A 20,572-nucleotide genomic window follows, 5' to 3' on the forward strand; every position below is an offset into this window, starting at 1 on the left:
ATTAGGCAGCCCCGACATTGGCGAATAGCTCGCGGTCTTTGACAATATCGCCGCTCGCTGTCACACGCTGTTTTTGTGATTCGGCAAAATCAAGCATGCGTTGCAAGGGTTTTCTAGCCGCGACTGCCAGCTCAGGCGTCATCAAAACTTCACCGCTGCGCTGCGTCAAGCACTGTTCAATATCTTTTAGACCATTCATTGCCATCCATGGGCAAAACGCGCAACTCTTACAACTGGCGCTTTCACCTGCAGTAGGTGCAGCTAAGAAACGCTTATTCGGTGAGCGTTTTTGCATCTCATGCAAGATGCCCAAATCGGTAGCGACGATAAAGGTATCAGCATCCATCTCATAAGTCGATTGCAGCAGCTTACTGGTCGAACCTACCACATCGGCGAGCGCCACCACGCTATCAGGGGATTCAGGATGCACTAATACTTTGGCGTTTGGATGCTCCTCTTTTAATTGCATTAGCTCGGTCGCTTTAAACTCATTATGTACGAGGCACGAGCCTTGCCAAAGCAGCATATCTGCGCCAGTCTCAGCAGCAATATATTTACCTAAATGGCGATCAGGACCCCAGATGATTTTTTCACCATTAGCATGCAAATGGCGAATGATATCGATGCCAACCGATGACGTCACCACCCAGTCGGCACGGGCTTTGACGGTGGCGCTGGTATTGGCATAAACGACGACCGTACGCTCAGGGTGAGCATCACAAAATGCGGAAAACTCGTCAGCAGGGCAGCCCAAATCAAGCGAACACTCGGCTTCTAGGTCTGGCATCAGTACTGTTTTTTCCATACTTAAGATTTTCGCCGACTCGCCCATAAAGCGGACGCCAGCGACCACTAAGGTCTGGGCGCTATGCGCTTGCCCAAAGCGTGCCATCTCCAGCGAATCACCCACGCAACCGCCCGTTGCCAATGCCAAATCCTGAATAAAGGGGTCGACATAATAATGAGCGACCAATACTGCATTATTCGCATTTAATAGCTGTTTGATATTTTCTTCAACTGCAAGCCGTTCAGCGCGTGGCAGATCAGCTGGCATTTTAGCTTTGGCATATTCAATATTCATTTGAGTGGCAATACGATTGTTATTACTCATGATGGGCGCGTCGTAAGGATAAGTTTTCATAGATGCAAACCTTTTAGGCAGTAACGACAAGCAATATGCCGCTAAAAATAAGTCAATTAATACCGCTGGCTAATCAGATGTTTTAATTATGCTCATTTTGAGCATAAATACAAGTATTTTTTATACATTTATGATTTGTACATTTATGATTTGTACATTTATGATTTATAAAGACTCACTTTATATAATTACAACCACGAACTATGATAATCGTTGATTCAAGCTATACTGAGCAAATGGTCAACAGCTTAGCAGTTGAGCTTTATTTAATAATTAAAATAAAAGGTAATCACTAAAGTCATGACGTTGTCTTATTCACACGCGCATCAGCAAGGTAGTGGCACCACAGAAGTCGTGGCTGTGCTAGTCGCCATTACTGAGCATACCGCTCGGGTCTTAACCGTTGATCAAGGAAAGCTGTTACCCAATGGTCCATTGATGCCGTTGCATCGTTCATTGCAAGCGGGTGTGCGCCAATGGGTTGAGGAGCAAACACAGCAACCACTTGGTTATTTGGAGCAGCTATACACCTTTGTCGATACTAATAGGCGCAATGTTGATGGTCATGCACTGGTCTACGTGAGCTATTTGGGACTGGTGCAAGAGACACAAACGCCGCAGCTACAAAGCCAAGCATTGTGGCGCGATTGGTATGATTACTTTCCTTGGGAAAATCATTTGGATGGCATACCTAGCATCATTATGAATAATATTGTGCCAGCATTATTGAGCTGGGCAGATAGCGCTAAAGATTCAGGCATTCAGCAGCGCCGCCGTCAGCGTATTGGTCTATGTTGGGGTGTAAGTGAAGCGCTCTTAGTAGGTGATATGCCCACAAGTGAAAATGCGGATAATGAATACACAGCCTATGAGCATTATGAAAATAGAGAGTGGGTCGCTGAGCATGTGTTACTGCGCTATGAGATGCTGTATGAAGCGGGGCTGATACCGGAAGCACCAAACTATCCACCCAGCTATTCAATGAATTATCAAAGCACTCATCAAAGTGCTCACCAACCGAGCCATCAGAATAAGCTACCTGAAAACTGGTCACAGCTCATTGGGGTGCCGATGTATTATGATCATCGCCGAGTGATTGCAACGGCTATTTCAAGGCTGCGTGCCAAAATTGAATACCGACCGCTTATTTTCGGCTTGATGCCAGATGTATTTACCTTGTCACAATTACAACAAAGCGTAGAAGCGCTCTCAGGAGTGCGCTTGCACAAGCAAAATTTCCGTCGTTTGCTAGACTCACAAAAACTTGTGATGGAGACAGGACAGAGTAGTAGCGCTCAACGTGGTCGCCCTGCCAAGCTTTATCGCTTTCGTCATGATATTGAACTACAAAGCTTATTGATGGATAGTAAGTTGCCTAAGCGTAAATAGGAATCAATATACTACCTTGCTATCTTTATTTTGATGATTATAAAACCCTGTCGGCTGCACAAAATGATGACGGTTCCTTGCGAGGCTGTTAACTTTACGCTATATTTATGCTCATTTTGAGTTTAATTACATAAGCATATATGAACGCCACGTTTATTTAAGGGTTAAAAATGACAGTCAAAAAAGAACCAGCATTGGATGACGTATTGCTTAGACCTTTGGTTGAAGCTGCGCTAACTGAGGATTTGGGCAGACGCGGAGATGTCACATCACAAGCCACCATTCCAGCCGATATGCAAGCGAAGCTAGAGATTAAAGCGCGGCAAGCAGGCGTGATATGTGGTATGGATTTGGCACATTTATCGTTTGCGATGGTTGATCCTCAGATTGAGTTTGTGGCTCAAGTTGCTGATGGTGAATGGGTTGGCGCGGGTACAGTCTTGGCTAGTGTGCGTGGTAATGCGCGCCATTTACTGACAGCAGAACGTACCGCGCTCAATTTTATGACCCACTTGAGTGGCATTGCGACAGATACCAGAAAAATTGTAGATAGTGTGGCAGAGTATCCTGCGCAAATTACTTGTACACGTAAGACCATTCCAGGTTTGCGCATTGTACAAAAGTACGCGGTACGCTGCGGCGGCGGGCGCAACCATCGTTTGGGACTGGACGATGCTATTTTAATCAAAGACAATCATATTGCCATCGCTGGTGATATAAAGACTGCGATTAAACAAGCCCAAGATTTCGCTGGGCATTTAATTCCTATCGAAGTAGAAGTGGATACTTTAGCGCAATTAGCGCAGGCACTAGACGCTGGTGTGAGCTTGGTGCTATTAGATAATATGTCCCCTGAAATACTAGCGCAGGCAGTAACGATGTGTAAAGGTCGCGCGAGAACAGAAGCTTCAGGTGGTATTACTCCTGAAACGGTACAAGCAGCAGCAAAAACGGGTGTTGATTTTATTGCCATGGGTTATTTGACGCACAGTACCACGGCATTAGATATCGGTCTTGATTTTAGCGCATAATTTTCAATATGGCTGTCTTCACATACCTGTTTTAGCGATTAAGCTTTATCAGGTTATTTACCCGCCAAATAGTGGCTGATAGGTCAATGTTTAGCCTCTATTTTCGTTGATAGTCTGCTGCCAGAAAGGTAAGCAAAGTTAATGATTTAATTAGCTTATCTGCCTATGATACAATATAAGCTACAAAGTTATTGTTAACCATCTATTGGGTCATCGTTGCACTCGCACGATGACCTTATCTTTTTGCCCGATTTGACTAATAGACAAGCGAGCGCTCAGTGAATACTGAAATCATCAAGATAATCTTAGCCTTTATGGTACTGATTAATCCCTTTAGCGCTTTGACGTTATTTTTGGATTTGACCCGTGGTTATTCGATGAATAATCGACGCAAAGTGGCGCGTGTTGCTTGTTTGACGATTTTTATCACTATTAGTTTTTTTACGGTAGCAGGCGAGACATTACTAAAAGCACTTGGTATTTCTATCGGCTCGTTTCAGCTGGCAGGTGGTATCTTGGTGTTTTTGATTGCTCTTAATATGATGAATGGCGACGGTAATCCCGTGAAGCCCGATCAAGAAAACTTCGATGTTGACCATGTACAAGACGCACCGCCCACTATGGCTGCAGCAGTTGTGCCTATCGCTATTCCAATGATGATTGGACCGGGCGGTATCTCGACGGTGATTATTTATTCTTCACAAGTATCTGGTATTTTGCAAGTATCTGCCATATTGATTGCTGGTTTATTTATCAGTCTGTTTTGTTATCTAGCACTGATGGCGGCAGGTCGTATCAGTCGCTTGCTGGGTGATACTGGATTGAACATCATGAGCCGAATTATGGGGATGTTATTGGCGGCAGTTTCTATCGAAATTATCGTTAATGGCTTACGCACTTTATTTCCTGATTTAGTGTAATGACGCTGCTACGTTATGTTTGTCCGTCAATTTTTTGATTTATTCCTTAATGGGCGTGTTCAGTATTCAACCCTAGCACTGACAGTGCCGATTTATGCATATTTAATACGCCCTAATGAAAAGCATGTGCTAACTCATATCAAATTTAAACACCAAAGATTCGGTTAGAAGCCATTTTTGGAGAATAGTCATGTCTTAAGCTATGGCCAATTAATCACCAAAAGTATTCGAAAAAACACCATTCATAAAAATATGTTACAGTGGACAGACAACTATTATCATAGGAGTTAGTCTTGAGTAATAAAAGAATTGCTATTTTAGGTGCAGGTCCAAGTGGTTTAGCACAATTACGCGCTTTCGAAGCGGCTCGATTGGCTGGTGCAACAGACTTACCTGAGATAGTTTGTTATGAAAAGCAAAACGCTATTGGTGGCATGTGGAACTATAGCTGGCGCACAGGATTAGACAGAAATGGTGAGCCTGTTCACGGTAGTATGTACCGTTATTTGTGGTCCAATGGTCCCAAAGAGTGCTTAGAATTTGCTGATTATTCGTTTGACGAGCATTTTGGTGAAGCGATCCCCTCATACCCACCGCGTGAAGTCCTAAAAGACTACATTATGGGGCGTATTGATAAACAAGATATCCAAAAATACATTCGCTTTGAATGCCCAGTACGTTGGGTATCATTCGATGATGAGACGCAAAAATTCACCGTGACGGTGATGAATCATAAAACCAATGAACAAGAAGTGGAAGAATTTGATTATGTGGTCGTGGCGACGGGTCATTTTTCCACGCCAAACATGCCTTACTTTGAAGGGTTAGAAGCTTTCCCCGGTCGCATTCTGCACGCGCATGATTTTCGTGACGCCTTAGAGTTCAAAGACGAAGATATTTTGCTCATCGGCAGTAGTTATTCAGCTGAAGACATTGGCACGCAGTGCTATAAGTATGGTACCAAATCAGTCACTATCAGCTATCGCTCGCAAGCACTCGGCTATGATTGGCCAGAGGGCATCAAAGAAGTGCCTTTGGTCACCCATTTTGAAGAAGATGTGGCGCACTTCGCCGATGGTACTAGTCAAAAATTTGATGCCATTATTATGTGTACTGGTTACCTGTTTCATTTCCCCTTTATGCCCGATGAGTTACGTCTGCAAACGCATAACTGCTTATATCCAGCCAACTTGTACAAAGGGATTTTCTGGCAGCCAAACCCAAAGCTCATTTATTTAGGTATGCAGGATCAGTATTTCACCTTTAATATGTTTGACGCTCAAGCATGGTATGCACGTGATGTGATGATGGGCGATATCGAATTGCCTGAATTGGTACACCGTGAAGCAGATGAGAAAAAGTGGTTGGCAACTTATGCGAAGTGCGTGACGGTCAGCGATTCAATCGACTTTCAAGCCGCTTATATTCGTGATTTAACCAATGCGACCGATTATCCAGAATTTGCAGTTGAAAAACAGGGTGAAATCTTAAAAGAATGGCAAAAAGATAAAGCCGATAATATCATGACCTTTAGAGAAAAGGCGTATCGCTCTACGTTAACAGGCACGCTATCGCCTGAGTTGCCAGAGCCTTGGTTGGACGTCCTTGATGACTCGCTTGAGCATTTTTTGAACTTAACCTTCGTTAAGCCTAAAAAGCGTAAAAAAGTATCGTAAATAGTAAAAGTGTCAGATTCCAAAAAGCCAAACGCATTTATATAAGGTGTTTGGCTTTTTTATACTTATATGTAGGAGCTGTGTTAATGGTTTAGCCTATCACCTATTTTTGCCTTTATCGTTGTTTTTAACTTTGGTACAAATGCCACGCCAAATACAACATGAGTATCCCTACCAAAGCATCGAGTATATTCCACGCTTTTGGTTTGGCAAATAATGGTTTGAGTAATCGCGCCCCATAACCTAACGCAAAAAAGAAAAAGAATGAGGCGCTGACTGCACCGACTGCAAATGCCAGCTTACTACTAGCACCCGTTGAAACCATGCCAACGAGTACCAATGTATCTAAATAGACGTGTGGGTTGAGCCAAGTAAAGCCAAAACATAATAACAGGGCTTTTTTTAAGCTGGTGACGACTTGTCCCTCGACGGTGAGTGCATGTGTGACGCGCACACTGGCATATAAGCTCTGCAATCCATATCCTAGCAAGAATATGACGCCAGCGAATTTTGCGATATTGACCACTTGCGGATATTGCGCCGTCACCGCGCCAAAACCGCCAACGCCAGCAGAGATTAATAGCGCATCACTGACCGCGCAAAATAAGCAGACAAAAAATATGTGCTCGCGTTTGAGTCCTTGTTTGAGTACAAAGGCGTTTTGTGAGCCAATCGCGATGATGAGCGATAGCCCAAGTAAGAATCCAGAGGTGTAGTCGGTCGCATTCATAATAGTGTGCTTAGCAGGGGGCGGATGAGAGGTGTTGACATTTTGCTTACTGGCAGAGCGGTAAAAAGCTGTTAAGATACGCTATTGGATAAATCTATGCAATACGAGCGCAATAAGCGTGCACGGGACGAGGGGCAAGGTAGGTCATGGTGGTAAGTCTGACAAGAATGCTAAAGTCATTTGGGCAAGCTCAAGATGACCTGCCAACGCTAGCAGCCAAAAATGCTCAGGAGATGGCTATCAGTCAAGATATAGAGGTGACTGATAATAATAGTAAAAACAATGATAAAAACGATCAAGCTGTCAGTCAGCGTTCTGTACTGACGCCGCCTGAGCGCAGCGAACGTATTTGTGATGCTTTGGCGCAAGTGAGTGATATCAGAACGCCGACACCATTGACTGATCGCTACCTGTCCAATCGCGCTCAGATGCGCCCGACCAATAGACCACCTTTTGACCCCGATACTTTATGGTATCTCAAACATGGACGCTGCCCGATTATGACTGAGCTTGTTGATGTGGTCGACGAAGCCACCCTAAACGCCATGCCCATCGAGGCGGTTGCGATACTAGACCGTATCAATGGTAAGTTAAAACGCTATCGTGAGTGGAGCAGTGAGCTCAATGAGCAGCAACAACAGCAGCATAATGAACGCCAATTTGTCATCGATAAGCTGGTGTCAGAGAGCATTCCAGAAGCCCTACATCATTACGAGCAATTACAGCGTTTTAGCCCGCACCGTACCAAAAACAGTATGGTCCAAGGAAAAATGACGGCAGGTGACATGCTGACGGATTTGTTTTTAGAGATTGATTATGAGCTTGATGAATTGTTAGATGAGCTGCATCAAACGGTAATGAATCGTTTGGCTTCAACGCACCGTTATGTCAAAAGCCGGACAAAAAGTTAATGGCTAATAGTTAATGGCTGTTAATTGGCATTATAAAATTAACATAATTCAGAGCTGTGATTAAATTGGGGACACGTCCTAACATGGTTTTCACACAAGCGACGCAATGCATAACAATATAGGGCTTTAATAGAGCCTTATTTTTTTGTTTAATAATAACTATCTATCTTATTTAGAATAATAAGAAGTTTAAAATAACAAGAAATTTACCAAGCCATTTTATTCAACAATTAGGATACTCTAATGACTCAAGTTACTGCGATGTTTGTCATGTTCATTTTATATGGAGTGTTACCGGTAGCTGGGTTATATCTGGGGTATCGTGGTGTCAAAAAAATGACTGCGCCTAAAATGCTTGAGTACAAAGCGATGCCGCAATTGGGTTATATCCCAGAAAAAAGCTTGCCTGTTGAAGTCAAAACAGCACTCGACCAAATCAATGAAAAAGGGGAGAAGCTGCGGGTCATTTATGGCGATACCAATAATGATGGCAAGATAGACGATAAAGACACGGTCAATGAAACCTACATTATGATTCAAAACCTAATGGACAGGCATGTGCCACTTGCTGTGACTGACTATCGCCGCTTGCATGACCTAGATGTGGGCGATGGCGCGCGCGCTGACACGACCAAAATTAAGCACTCTAATGTGACTGGAAAAGAAGCGCTATTAGATGTATTACGTACCATTAATACTCAGTTTGATGATTTATTGAATGCCTCTTATCACCAAGATGGTCAAAAGCTGCTGGCGACTAACCGCTATCTACAAAAACGCTTTAATAATCCTGCTACTACGACAGATATTCAAAAGCTCGATAGCAATGTTAGTAGTGTCAATAGTGCTAATATAGAAATTAAAGCGATTGAAAATCCAACTGGCGCAACTGGTAAGAATGTGAGTGCTGAGAATATTAAATTGTAAAGGCAAAGTGGTTTGATTAAACGATGAAGAGTAAGGGTATATGAGCATCTTAATAGGCATTGGCATTGTAACGACCGTCACCACCTTTTATTTGGGTAAAAAAGGCTGGCATGCGCTGCACAAAGCGGTTGGTATTTCGCCAGGTGTACTCACTTATCAGGATTATGATGCACCGTTGTCATTGTCCAAACTCAGTTGGCAGCAACTAAACTTAAATAAAAAACACCTGAAAAATTTGTCAGAGCTACAGCTGCGCCAATTAAAACGTATCGATGAAAAAGTTACCCGCTATCAAGTGTATCAAAAATCACTACAAGCTCAGCATAAAACGCCTGCGGTAACAGAACAGCAGTTTGTATTGAATAAGATGTTGCACACTAGGCTGCCTGAAATGCTTGCCAGTCATCATCATCTAGCGAATGTTAATATAAGCGCTGACAATGCAGATAATGAAAAAAAGGCAGAAGCTAGTGAGTTATTACAAAGCGTGTTAAATAATATTGAGCAGCGTTTAGATAAGTTACTGGCGCAAATAGATACGCATCAGTTGCAGGAGTTACGAGTAATGAAAAACTATATCAACAGTCACGATAGCTAAGCTAAGCCTAGATTGTCATATTTATCACGACTTGCTATAAATGCCATAAAAAAAAGCTGCCAATGATGAATAATCACTGGCAGCTTTTTTTGTACACTATTCTTAGTCTATAAAAGATCTATTAAAAACCTAGATTAGCGCTTGTCGTTGCGGTCACGAGTATTGCGCGTACCACGGCTGGCAGGGCTAGCACTACTTTTAGGCTTCGCGCTGCTGTTACGATTGTCGCTACCACTGCGGCTATCGCTACGACTGTCAGTAGCGCGACGCGCTTTAAGCGGCTTGCTTCTGATACGCTCTTGTTTCTCTTTCGCTGCGCCATGCAGACCCGTACCATAACGAGGACGTAAGCTCACTAGATCGGTCAACGTATTGATGTCTTTTCTGTCGAGTTCTAAGAAACGACCAGTACGTAGCTCTTTTGGTAGAGCAATCGTACCGTAAAGCGTGCGTAGTAGACGGCTTACTTTCAGGCCTTGCGATTCAAACAAGCGACGTACTTCGCGATTACGACCTTCTTTTAGTTGGACGTGATACCACTTGTTGACGCCTTCACCACCGCCTTCTTTGATATCTTCAAACTTTGCAATGCCATCTTCTAGCATAACGCCAGCCGTTAATGCACGTGCAATTTCAGGCGTGACTTCACCCAATACACGGACTGCATATTCACGAGTGACTTCACCAGACGGATGCATCAAGCGATGCGCCATCTCACCATCATTGGTAAACAATAATAGCCCAGTTGAATTGATGTCCAAGCGACCAACCATCACCCAGCGATCATGAGTCAGTTTTGGTAAACGCTCAAAAACGGTTGGACGGCCTTCTGGATCTTTAGCAGAGCAGACTTCGCCTTCAGGTTTGTAGTAAGCGATAACACGGCGACGCTTCTCGTTTTCAGAGGTGTATTTAATCTGACGACCGTCAACGCGAATCTCATCGCCTTGTTCGACGCGATCACCAATGGTCGCTGGGCCATTATTAACAGTAACGCGCCCTGATTTGATGACTTCTTCCATTTGACGGCGTGAGCCAAGACCCATACGGGCGAGGGCTTTCTGTAATTTTTCATCTTTCATAATCATGTCCTTGAGTCGGTGGGCTTACATTTCTCAATGTAAAAAATTGGATTGACTATTCTACGCTATTTTGATGACTTTAGCACGTAAACCAGTTCCTACAAACTGTATCAAGTTATTGTTATATAACGATAAGAAAAAAGTTTGGTAAATTGAACGAGATTTTTAAAATAAGATTTTATCTAGCCATTCTAAAAAAGGTATTTATTTATTAATAATTGCTTACATTTATCTGTTAATAAAACAGTGGTTTTTATAAATATAATTAAGATGAGTTAAACAGTAAAAACCATGCCAAATTTTTATTTTTGAGTCCATAAGTACTAAGAAGTACTTCTTATCTCTTCTAATATATCTTCTGATTCATTATTGTCTGTATTTTTAATTTTATTAATATGAGCTATAAGCCTTTTATAAAAGGGGTTTCACGTAAAATTGATGAAATAAAAAATTGTTCTTACATCAATGTTTATAAATATTGCGTTATGTATAGTTTAGGTGTATATTCAATAAATACATCCTTTTTTATGAATATATTGATAGCAGCAAGGCACTTATTTTTGATTCACGAATATAAATATGAGTAACTGTTATGGTTTATAAATATTTCATTTCTGTACAAAAGCGCTCCTTAATAGCGAGTGCGTCTTGCTTATTGCTGACAGTATTGCTCAGTAGTTGTACAATAAATTCAGGACTTCAGTCTGGAAAATTACCTGAGTCAGGGACATTCACTGCAGAAAACGGCCTACAATTCTATATTCAACCTTTGAGTTTGGCTAATCTACCAGCTAAAGAAGCCGTCATCCTTGATCGAGATTTATATCATTTAGTAAAAACATCTGGGCGTGTCAGCTATGGCATTGCTAAAGGGGATGTTCTCAATATTATCCTGACCAGTTATCCAGATATTAATGCCTCAACGTCTAGTCTGACCGTTGACCAGCAAGGGTTTATACAATTCCCCTTAATAGGGAGAGTCAAAGCCAGCGGTCTCAGTGTGCCGCAGTTCACTGCCACTTTGCAAAGTAAGCTTCAACGCTATCTCAAATACTCAGATCCTCAGGTCAAAATCATCAACTACCGTGGTAGTAAGTTTTTTGTGGATGGTGAGGTCAAGCAGTCTGGTGAGTTTGTTATCGCAGATGTGCCCATCTCAGTATATGGCGCTATTTCTATGGCGGGTGGTACGACTGATACGGGTGATTCAAACCATATCGTATTAAACCGTCAAGGCAAAATTTACAAGCTCGGTATCCAATCATTGAATCAAGTGGGGCTGTCTGCCAATCAAATATACTTACAAGACGGCGATGCTATTCATGTCAATAGCCAAAGCCGCAATAAGGTCTATGTATTGGGAGAATTTGGCAAAATTGAGCCCGTTGCTATTCCTGAGCAAGGGCTGAGCCTAGCGCATGTATTAGGTGAGTCAAATGGATTGAATTCTAATACGGCCAATGCGGCCAAAGTATATATCGTTCGGGATAATCCAAAGTATCAATACACCAATATTTATTATGTCGACATGCAGAGCATCACAAGTTTTGCCTTGGCCAGTCGTTTTGATATGCAAGCCAATGACATTCTTTATGTTGATCCAACTGGCTTGGCGCGCTGGAATCGTATTATCAGCGCCATACTGCCTTCAACATCAGCAATCAATGTGATTTCAGGGATATAGGAGTCAGTGATGGGAGCGTTTGATCAGATCTTGGTTGTTTGTGTTGGCAATATATGCCGCAGCCCGACGGCCGCTGCCATATTAACGGCATATTATCCAGAAAAGCACATCGAATCCGCTGGTTTGTCAGCGCTCGTAGGACACGCCGCTGATGCAAAAGCGGTTGCATTGATGGCCATTCATGATATAGACATCAGTGCTCATATTGCCAAGCAAATTAATGAAACGTTAGTCAGTCAGTCAGATTTAATTTTGACGATGACAAGCAGTCAAACCAAATGGATTGAAAGTCAGTGGCCGCATTGCCGTGGAAAAGTCTTTCGAATTGGGCATTGGCTTGATAAAGATATTGCTGACCCTTATCAGCAGGATAACTCAGTATTTGAAAAGAGTAGAAAAGATATTATCGAGAGTCTTGAACAATGGACTGACAAGATTAGCGACGCGACATCAATTAGAAGGTTGAAGTTCAGCGAATGCTATTAAACGATCAACATTGAGCGATGAGTATATGGTTATGAATAATATGGATTCAAAAGACCTATCAACGTCTACGGGCGAAAAAAACAATGACGACATCGATTTAATGGCGCTGGTTTTAGTATTGTTACGTGGTTGGAAAATTATCGCTCTCATGGCGATATTGGGGCTTTTGCTAGGGTTTTTGTATACTCGCTACGTGAATCCAACCTATAAATCAGATGCGCTGATACAGATTGAAGAAAATACTCAAGGAATAGAGGCACTTGGCGCGAGTATCTCAGATTTGGTCGGTGCAGAAGTCAGCAAAGCGGAGACAGAAGCAGAGCTGATAAGATCACGTATGATATTGGAGCCAGTGGTTGAGCTATTGCACCTGCGCATTAAGCTAACAGATCCCAACATTGGTCATCTTGATAGGATAAAAAGCAATCGTACTCACACTCAGTTAAACACACCTGATGATGTATCACTTGATACTGAAAGTGGTGTAGTAAAAGTCCGCCAATTTGATGTGTCACCAGCGTACTTGAATCAACCCTTTACGCTCACAAAATCTGCTACAGGATTTGTTTTGAGCAATGGATTTGATGACTTCAAAGGTCAGCTTGGGCAGCCGCATCAGTTCAAAGGGTCGAACGGTCAAATTAATATCACTGTCATGGAGTTACCCGCTGATGGTTACCCAATTAATATTACTAAGCAGACGATAAAAGCCGCGACTGACGCTATCAACAGCGCCTTATCTGTTGAAGAACAAGGTCAAAAAACGGGGATTATTCAGCTGTCGATGACGGGTCCCAACCAAGAGCAAATCACGACTATACTCAATCAGATTGTCCAATCCTACGTCGATCAAAACCAATCTCGTGGCTCTGAAGAAACGACCAAAACACTTGCCTTTATGGAAACGCAGATACCTCTATTAAAAGAAAAATTAGAGACTTCTGAAGCACTGTTTAATGACTTTCGTAAAAAATATGGCACGATTGATGTGGGTAAAGAAGCTGAATTGTTATTGAATGAGAAGTCGCGCATTGATGAGCAGCTCAATGAGCTTAGACTCAAAAAAGCAGACCTAACTACTTATTACACCGAAGAACATCCACTGGTCATTCAAATTAATGAACAGCTCAAAGTGCTGAATAATAGAATAAGAGAGATAGACAATACCATTACAGGTCTCCCTGAAATACAGCGAGAGTTTTTAAAGCTGTCAGAAGATACCGCCATCAATCGAGAAATCTATCTGACGCTGCTCAAAAACTATGAGCAACTTAAAATCGTCAAGGCTGGTCAAATCGGCTATGCCCGTATTATCGATTCACCGACCAGCACCTTTAATGCCATTGCACCAAACAAACTACAAATCATGATGCTGACTACATTCATAGGCATGATGCTTGGGGTAATGCTGGTGCTATTGAAGAACCTTATTAGAAATGTCGTAAAAGATCCAGAGCATTTAGAGGCCACCACGGGCATCCCTGTCATTGCAACGATTCCACGCTCACCCTTACTGTCGAGGTTGAATAAAAAGAAGACCACCCCTCGCATGCTCGCTCATGTTGATCACAGTAGTTTAAGTTATGAAGCGATTAAAAGCTTAAGAACCAATTTAATGTTTGGTATGCCAATGGGAACAGTGGTCGGGCAGCCCGCGCAAGTAATATTGATTACTGGGGAGAGCCCAGGTGTCGGCAAGTCGTTTATCGCTGCCAATTTAGCAGAGGTATTTGCCCAGCTCAATAAAAAAGTCTTAGTCATTGATGGTGATATGCGTTTAGGTGAGTTGCATAAAATGTTTAACATGAGCCAACATGATGGACTTGCCGATTATTTGTTGCAGGATCAAAAGAACTTTTCTCCGATGGATGGTACTCAATCAGACAGTGAGGTTTCTAGCTTAGGGATTGAAAGCTTTATCCACCCTACTGGTATGGATATGATTGACTTTATACCGCGTGGACGGCAGTCGCACAATCCTACCTCATTGCTGATAGGAGAGAAATTCGAACATTTAATGGCAGAGCTAAAAACTCAATATGATTATATCGTCATCGACTCACCCCCAATATTGGCGGCATCAGATGCTATGGTACTCGCGCAACATGCCGACAAAGTGCTTATCGTCACGAAGTTTAATCATTCAATAGAAGGGCAACTGGTTTATGCGATCAAGCAAATGAATAAAGCCAATGTACAAGTAGATGGCATTATTCTCAATGATGTACAGCAGGGTCTTATGGATAAATATAGCTATCACTATCATTATGCCTACGGAGATAACCGCTAGTTTGCGTGGTTGTCGCTCATAAGCAAACCAACTTAATTGGGTGGATCTTATGTTTATAAAAACAGAGTCAAACAATGCTTATCAATCGTCCAGTGGTTTTAATCAATGGTCGAAGCGTATGGCTCTGTATTTATTGTCATTACCACGCCTTGCTAAAAGCACCCTCTTATTTAGTATAGACTTTGTCATGTCGGGCTTTTGCTTATTATTGGCATTGATGCTACGACAAGGGTATGTGGCCTCTCATATCAGTCTTGCCGCATTGGCTTTTTATGCATTCGTGCCGGTTGCTAGCTTATATCTTATTGGTTTTTATCGAAGTGCCTCTCGAGGTTTTTTTGATGCAGTGATGGGTCGTGTGCTGCAACTGTTCTTTTTACTTATTATTGTTTATCAAGTGATCATTTATTTGAGTCCATCAGCGACGATACCGCGCTCAGCCCCAGTTATATTTCTATTTCTATTTTTTATTTGGCTGTGGAATAGTAGGCTCATGATACGCGCGTTACTGAAACGTCTACAGGGTACAGGTCAGAACCGTCGTCCAAATGCCTGTTGTGACAACGTGATTATTTATGGTGCAGGAGAAGCTGGTAGAGAGTTGCTAGAAAGTTTGAGAAATTCTCATCAGTACAATGTAGTGGCATATATCGATGATGATCAGCAGCTTATTGGGGCTTATCTGCATGGCAAACAAATATATGCGGCTCACGCGCTTCCATGGTTGATAGAAAAACTCAATGTGGCGCAGGTGATTTTGGCCATGCCCTCTATGAGCCGTGCTCGTAAAAAACAGATTATGGACAGTCTGTCAGGTATCTCCGTTAAGATAAAAGATTTGCCAAGCTTACGAGAGCTGGCTGATGAGATAGTAACCGTCAGTCATATAAGACCCGTTGACATACTTGATGTGCTCGAACGAGAAACGGTCGAACCTGTCGCTGAGTTGCTACAAAAAAACATCACTGGTAAAAACGTCCTTGTGACAGGGGCAGGTGGCTCAATTGGTAGTGAGCTGTGTCGGCAAATTATCAAAAATAAGCCTAAATGCTTAGTGCTATATGAACAGTCTGAGTATGCTTTATACACTATAGATCAAGAACTGGATAACCTCAAAAAAGCGGATGCTGATTATCAAAATATTGAGATTATTAGCATTATTGGCAGTGTCAATAACGAAAAAAAATTAATCAATATATTCGAAAAAAACCATATAAAAACGATTTATCACGCTGCAGCCTATAAGCATGTGCCTATTGTTGAGTCCAATCCCTTTGAGGGTACCATCAATAATACCAAAGGCACTTACCATTGTGCCCGTGCTGCAATACAGGCTCGCGTTGAGACTTTTGTGCTGATTTCTACTGACAAAGCCGTGCGGCCTACCAATGTGATGGGAGCGTCCAAACGTTTGGCTGAGTTGGTCTGTCAAGGATTGAGCCAAAGTAACAGTCAGACTTGTTTTAGCATGGTACGTTTTGGCAATGTTCTAGGGTCGTCAGGTTCTGTGGTGCCGTTATTTACCAAACAGATTGAGCAAGGCGGTCCGATCACCATTACTCATCCAGACATCACACGCTATTTTATGACGATTCCAGAAGCGGCCAGTTTGGTTATTCAGGCAGGTGCGATGGCATTCGGTGGAGAAGTATTTGTGCTTGATATGGGTGCACCCGTCAAAATTGTTGATCTGGCAAAACGTATGATTCGTTTGACAGGTTGTGAGCTAAAAGACGAGAGCAATCCCAATGGTGATATCGAAATCGTATTTACTGGATTGAGACCGGGTGAAAAGCTCTACGAGGAGTTAATCATTGGTGAAGATAATATCGAGCCTACTTTTCATCCATTAATTATGCAAGCAATGGAGCATAGCTTTCCTTTGCAAGATATCGAAAATATCTTATTTGAATTTGTGGAAAAAGCAAAGCAGCACGATGTGGTCTGGCTGAAAACACAGTTTAAGTTTTTTGTCGAAGGCTACCGAGAAGGCTCTGAGAATGATATTGAGGTAGAGAAAGTAGATACCACACTGACAGATGAAATTGGTTAATAGAGTGAAGCGCGCTATCGTAACTTCCTTACAAGTTCTGTGAGGCACTAAATTGGACAATATGTCATGAGCTCTGAAGTATGTTTATTGATACAGAGCACAATAAACAGGTTGAAAACCAGTCATTTTGTGCGAGACGTAGTCATGGTTGGTGGCGGAATTGCTGCTGGACAGGCCATCGCAATGATTTTTATGCCGTTTCTCACAAGACTATATAGACCTGAGGATTTCGGTATTGCGGCTGCCTTTACTGCTGTCGTCAGCATCATTACTCCGATTGCCACTATGGGCTATGCAAATGCAATCGTGATGCCTGACAGTGATGAGGATGCAGCGGCAATTGCTCGATTGTCTATATTACTCAGTCTGGTGATAGCCGTTTTCTCATTCATTGTTATATATGTGGGCAAGTTTTATTTGGCAAGGTGGATGGGTATGGAAAGTACGCCAAACATGCTATATCTCATACCATTAACGCTATTAGTCGGTGCTTTTCTTTCCGTCGCTGATCAGTCTGCTATTAGAGTAGGCTTATTTAAGGCGAAAGCTCGGGCTTATGTCGAAAGCAAGTTTGTGACAGATAGTAGTAAGCTGATAGGCGGTATGCTCGCGCCTTCTGGTATGTTGCTTATTTTATTGACGATAGCAGGGCAGCTCACAAACTTTATTATGCAGATGCTTCGTGTACCTAGAGTAGGTGTATTAAATGTCCGTCATTGGTTTGGCACTGAGGGTATTCGACATGCTGCCATATCACAGCGTGATTTTGCGATATATCGTATGCCACAAAGTATCTTGAATGCGGCTTCAGTGGGGTTGCCAACTATCTTGTTAGCATCACTATTTAGTGCCTCTTCTGCAGGACAGTATTCATTAGCTGTCCTGGTACTTGGCGCCCCAGCGATGCTGTTAGGTCAGGCGGTTGGAGAGGTTTTCTACCCTAAAATTACGCGTGCCATTACAGCAAACTCACCTGAGGCTTATCAGTTTTTATTAAAAGTGACGTTGATTTTATTGGTGGTTGGTATTGTTCCATTCGGTACAGTGTTCGTTTTTGGCGATTACCTTTTTTCTTTAGTATTCGGTGCAGATTGGGCATTGGCAGGTAGTTATTCGCAGTGGTTGTCTATTTGGCTTTTGACTAGTTTAGTGTCTGGTGCGAGTACTGCAGCATTACCAGCATTGCGTTTACAGCGATTTCTTTTGATTAGAGAAGTGTTTGCAGTGATATTTCGTGCCGCATCCCTGTATGTAGGTTTTTACGTTTTTGAGTCAGATATGATAGCCATTGCCCTTTTCTCATTCGTTGGGGTACTGCTGAGTTTATCTATCATTTATGTCGCTTTTCGGCGTCTTGTTCATATCCCTGAAGTAGAGCAGTAGCTATGTTTTTCGACTGCTTTAAATGGCCCAAAGGATATGCATTAGAGGTCTCAACTTGAGAGGCTCACTATGTTTTCAGTTATTATCGCCGCATTCAATGCTGCCGCCACTATTGATCGTTGTATTAATAGTATTGACGTTGCGAAAAAGAGTCATGACATTGAGCTAATAGTCATTGACGATGGCTCTAAAGATGAAACGGCTCGTCTATTGGATAGCTGGGCAAATGCTAGGCCATGGATCACGGTGAAATATCAAAAAAATAGTGGCGTGGCAGCCGCTCGTAATACTGGGCTTGATATTGCAAGGGGTAACTACATCACGTTTATAGATGCAGATGACACCATTGATGATTGGTATTTTGATTTTGTCTTTGAGCAGGCTGTTGACCTAGATGTCGAGATGTTAGCGTTTGGTCATAAACGCATAATGCTAGATGGTTCAATCATCGAAAGAGAGAACGATTTAGCTGAATACTCTAGACAAGAAATTAATAAGATACAATTGAAAGGGACCGAACACAGAAATATATATTGGTACGCTTGTACTAAGGTCTATAGTAGAAATTTAATAGAAGGTTTGAGATTCAATTGCGATGTCAAGTTTGGTGAAGATTCAATTTTCAATGTCGAGTGTTTGAGTAAGGCTAGCCAATTATCTGTGGTGCCAGATTGTCCATATAATTACTATGAAAGTATGACTTCTTTGACAAGCTCACATTATAAACCTGATCTTTTAGAGTCCATTGAAGCGCATTATAGTGCTAGAGTCAAAGCATACGATTGGCCTACCAGCTCTACTGAAAAGCAAGTGCTTCTCTCAGACTTTGCTCGTAGCTATGTTGAGCATATGCTGCCCTATTTACTGAATAATTTGGCGTATATCGACATAAAAAATCGTCGAGCAGAGTTAATAAAAATACGTGAGTCTTTCGTTTATCAAAACTGTTTGCCGCATTATTATCAACGACATCCAGCACGAGGTGTTCGCATCTTGATTTCATGTTTTTCGCAGCGTTGGTATGTTATGACACTGATGCTGCTTCAAATTTCTTGGTATAAAGAAAAGGTGAATGACTATGCTCAAGATTGATTTGTTTCCTCAAGTTCTAAAGATTGAAGATAGTGCGCAGAAGCGGTCTTGCTTGATCCAGCAGACAACAGGAAACGACACAATTATCGAGAAAGAGCTATGGTTTTTATATCCGACTGAGCTATCTTTGCCAGAGGACCACAACTGTGACTCTTACTTGCTTGCTGTATTACTACCAGCCATGCAAATGAAAGCTAATATTGTTGTCCATGGTAGTGTCTCTAGTGAGTTACTTGCTAATCTTACTGAGCTGCAATATGTCTGGAAGAAATGGTGCCCAGAGCAGTTTTTCTTAGTGGATATAGAAGTTGAAAGGGTTAGAGAAAAAGAAGGACGAGTGGAGGGAGCTATTTTAGCATTTTCTGGTGGCGCTGATGCTCAGTTTTCCGCTTATCGCCATGCTACAGGTAAAGTAAGGTATGGCACACAGTTACTCAAAGCTGGTATTTTTATACATGGTTTTGATATTTCAATTTCTGATAAAAAAGGATTCTCTGGTGCCCAATGTCTGGCAAATCATGCATTAAAAGATCTGCAGCTGAGCCTGTTTATTGTGCGTACTAATATACGTGAACTTTGGGATATTAATTGGGAAAATTACTTTGGTTCCGCTCTTGCATCGGTCTTATGTGCTTTTAGTAAGTATGCAGGAACTGGTCTCATTGCAAGTGGGCCTTCATACGATGAGTTGTTTATGCCTATGGGAGATCATCCAATGCTAGACCCTATGCTAAGTTCTGGAGAATTTAAAATTATGCATGATGGGTGTGGTTTTAACCGATCAGAGAAAATTAAAATTATTTCAAAGTGGTCAAGCGGAGTGAGCAACCTAAGGGTTTGTTGGGAGGGTGCTGAAAGTGATCGTAACTGCGGTCGCTGTGAAAAATGTGTTAGAACACGTCTTAACTTCTTAGTTGCTGGTATATCCGACCCTGCTTGTTTTAGCTCTCCGCTTAACAAAGAAATTCTTAAAAATATGAGATTATCTAGTAGTTTTGTAGTTTTGGAGTGGGAACGTATTTGCGACGAGATGATAGCTGTAGGTATAGACGATAAGTGGGTAGAGCAGGTTCAAAAAGTTATTAAACGAGGTCCTCCGTTGGCTTTTTTATTCCCTGTTGGCTCAAGGCGTCGTATGTGGGTTAAGAAGCTGTTAATGAGAAACGAATAAGGGAGCAT

17 protein-coding genes are annotated in these 20,572 nt (G+C 42.2%); 14 read left to right on the plus strand and 3 right to left on the minus strand.

From position 1 onward, the window contains the following. Position 1: 1 nt before the first annotated feature. Positions 2-1,141, minus strand: a complete 1,140-nt coding sequence (nadA, locus tag JMW94_RS08740; RefSeq protein ID WP_201604004.1) for a quinolinate synthase NadA — start codon at positions 1,139-1,141, stop codon at positions 2-4. A 300-nt stretch (positions 1,142-1,441) separates the two neighbouring features. Here nadA and JMW94_RS14870 point away from each other — a divergent pair, with 300 nt between their 5' ends. The 4 genes from JMW94_RS14870 to JMW94_RS08760 all read left to right on the plus strand — a co-directional run bounded on the left by JMW94_RS14870 (position 1,442) and on the right by JMW94_RS08760 (position 6,157). Next, positions 1,442-2,530, plus strand: coding sequence for an NUDIX hydrolase (locus tag JMW94_RS14870; protein ID WP_227685468.1), 1,089 nt, complete (start codon positions 1,442-1,444; stop codon positions 2,528-2,530). Between the two features lie 170 nt (positions 2,531-2,700). Next, entirely contained in the window at positions 2,701-3,561 is an 861-nt protein-coding gene (gene nadC, locus JMW94_RS08750; RefSeq protein ID WP_201604006.1) for a carboxylating nicotinate-nucleotide diphosphorylase, read from the plus strand. A 278-nt stretch (positions 3,562-3,839) separates the two neighbouring features. Beyond that, positions 3,840-4,481 (plus strand): MarC family protein, encoded by a 642-nt coding sequence (locus tag JMW94_RS08755; protein ID WP_083475671.1) that lies wholly within the window; start codon positions 3,840-3,842, stop codon positions 4,479-4,481. Positions 4,482-4,774: 293 nt separating this feature from the next. Continuing rightward, positions 4,775-6,157: an NAD(P)-binding domain-containing protein gene (locus JMW94_RS08760; RefSeq protein ID WP_201604008.1), complete on the plus strand. Its 1,383-nt coding sequence runs from the start codon at positions 4,775-4,777 to the stop codon at positions 6,155-6,157. Between the two features lie 127 nt (positions 6,158-6,284). Here the strand turns inward: JMW94_RS08760 and JMW94_RS08765 are convergent, their stop codons facing one another. Further along, positions 6,285-6,887, minus strand: a complete 603-nt coding sequence (locus JMW94_RS08765) for a LysE/ArgO family amino acid transporter (protein WP_201581044.1) — start codon at positions 6,885-6,887, stop codon at positions 6,285-6,287. Between the two features lie 167 nt (positions 6,888-7,054). Here JMW94_RS08765 and JMW94_RS08770 point away from each other — a divergent pair, with 167 nt between their 5' ends. The 3 genes from JMW94_RS08770 to JMW94_RS08780 all read left to right on the plus strand — a co-directional run bounded on the left by JMW94_RS08770 (position 7,055) and on the right by JMW94_RS08780 (position 9,323). Next, complete coding sequence (locus JMW94_RS08770) at positions 7,055-7,798, plus strand: hypothetical protein (RefSeq protein ID WP_201539544.1); 744 nt, start codon at positions 7,055-7,057, stop codon at positions 7,796-7,798. A gap of 243 nt (positions 7,799-8,041) precedes the next feature. Continuing rightward, the gene (locus JMW94_RS08775) at positions 8,042-8,725 is read left to right on the plus strand and encodes a hypothetical protein (RefSeq protein ID WP_201604010.1); all 684 of its coding nucleotides are present in this window, start codon (positions 8,042-8,044) and stop codon (positions 8,723-8,725) included. Between the two features lie 40 nt (positions 8,726-8,765). Continuing rightward, positions 8,766-9,323: a hypothetical protein gene (locus JMW94_RS08780; RefSeq protein ID WP_201604012.1), complete on the plus strand. Its 558-nt coding sequence runs from the start codon at positions 8,766-8,768 to the stop codon at positions 9,321-9,323. Between the two features lie 134 nt (positions 9,324-9,457). Here JMW94_RS08780 and rluB read toward each other — a convergent pair whose 3' ends face one another. Further along, positions 9,458-10,405 carry a 23S rRNA pseudouridine(2605) synthase RluB gene (gene rluB / locus JMW94_RS08785; RefSeq protein WP_201604013.1) on the minus strand — a complete coding sequence of 316 codons (948 nt, stop codon included), beginning with the start codon at positions 10,403-10,405 and terminating at the stop codon, positions 9,458-9,460. Between the two features lie 592 nt (positions 10,406-10,997). Here rluB and JMW94_RS08790 point away from each other — a divergent pair. The 7 genes from JMW94_RS08790 (at position 10,998) to JMW94_RS08820 (ending at position 20,564) form a co-directional block, all read left to right on the plus strand. Further along, entirely contained in the window at positions 10,998-12,089 is a 1,092-nt protein-coding gene (locus JMW94_RS08790) for a polysaccharide biosynthesis/export family protein (RefSeq protein ID WP_201604015.1), read from the plus strand. A 9-nt stretch (positions 12,090-12,098) separates the two neighbouring features. Continuing rightward, positions 12,099-12,575, plus strand: a complete 477-nt coding sequence (locus JMW94_RS08795; protein ID WP_201604017.1) for a low molecular weight protein-tyrosine-phosphatase — start codon at positions 12,099-12,101, stop codon at positions 12,573-12,575. 31 nt (positions 12,576-12,606) lie between these two features. Beyond that, positions 12,607-14,865 carry a polysaccharide biosynthesis tyrosine autokinase gene (locus tag JMW94_RS08800; RefSeq protein ID WP_227685469.1) on the plus strand — a complete coding sequence of 753 codons (2,259 nt, stop codon included), beginning with the start codon at positions 12,607-12,609 and terminating at the stop codon, positions 14,863-14,865. Positions 14,866-14,914: 49 nt separating this feature from the next. Beyond that, the gene (locus tag JMW94_RS08805; protein ID WP_201604021.1) at positions 14,915-16,918 is read left to right on the plus strand and encodes a nucleoside-diphosphate sugar epimerase/dehydratase; all 2,004 of its coding nucleotides are present in this window, start codon (positions 14,915-14,917) and stop codon (positions 16,916-16,918) included. A gap of 111 nt (positions 16,919-17,029) precedes the next feature. Beyond that, positions 17,030-18,301: an oligosaccharide flippase family protein gene (locus JMW94_RS08810; RefSeq protein ID WP_201604023.1), complete on the plus strand. Its 1,272-nt coding sequence runs from the start codon at positions 17,030-17,032 to the stop codon at positions 18,299-18,301. A 69-nt stretch (positions 18,302-18,370) separates the two neighbouring features. Then, complete coding sequence (locus JMW94_RS08815; RefSeq protein WP_201604025.1) at positions 18,371-19,393, plus strand: glycosyltransferase family 2 protein; 1,023 nt, start codon at positions 18,371-18,373, stop codon at positions 19,391-19,393. After that, positions 19,380-20,564, plus strand: a complete 1,185-nt coding sequence (locus tag JMW94_RS08820; RefSeq protein ID WP_201604027.1) for a hypothetical protein — start codon at positions 19,380-19,382, stop codon at positions 20,562-20,564. Before JMW94_RS08815 ends, JMW94_RS08820 begins: the two co-directional genes overlap by 14 nt. Positions 20,565-20,572: the final 8 nt, after the last annotated feature.

Source organism: Psychrobacter immobilis (genome assembly GCF_904846185.1).
GTDB classification, from domain to species: domain Bacteria; phylum Pseudomonadota; class Gammaproteobacteria; order Pseudomonadales; family Moraxellaceae; genus Psychrobacter; species Psychrobacter immobilis_B.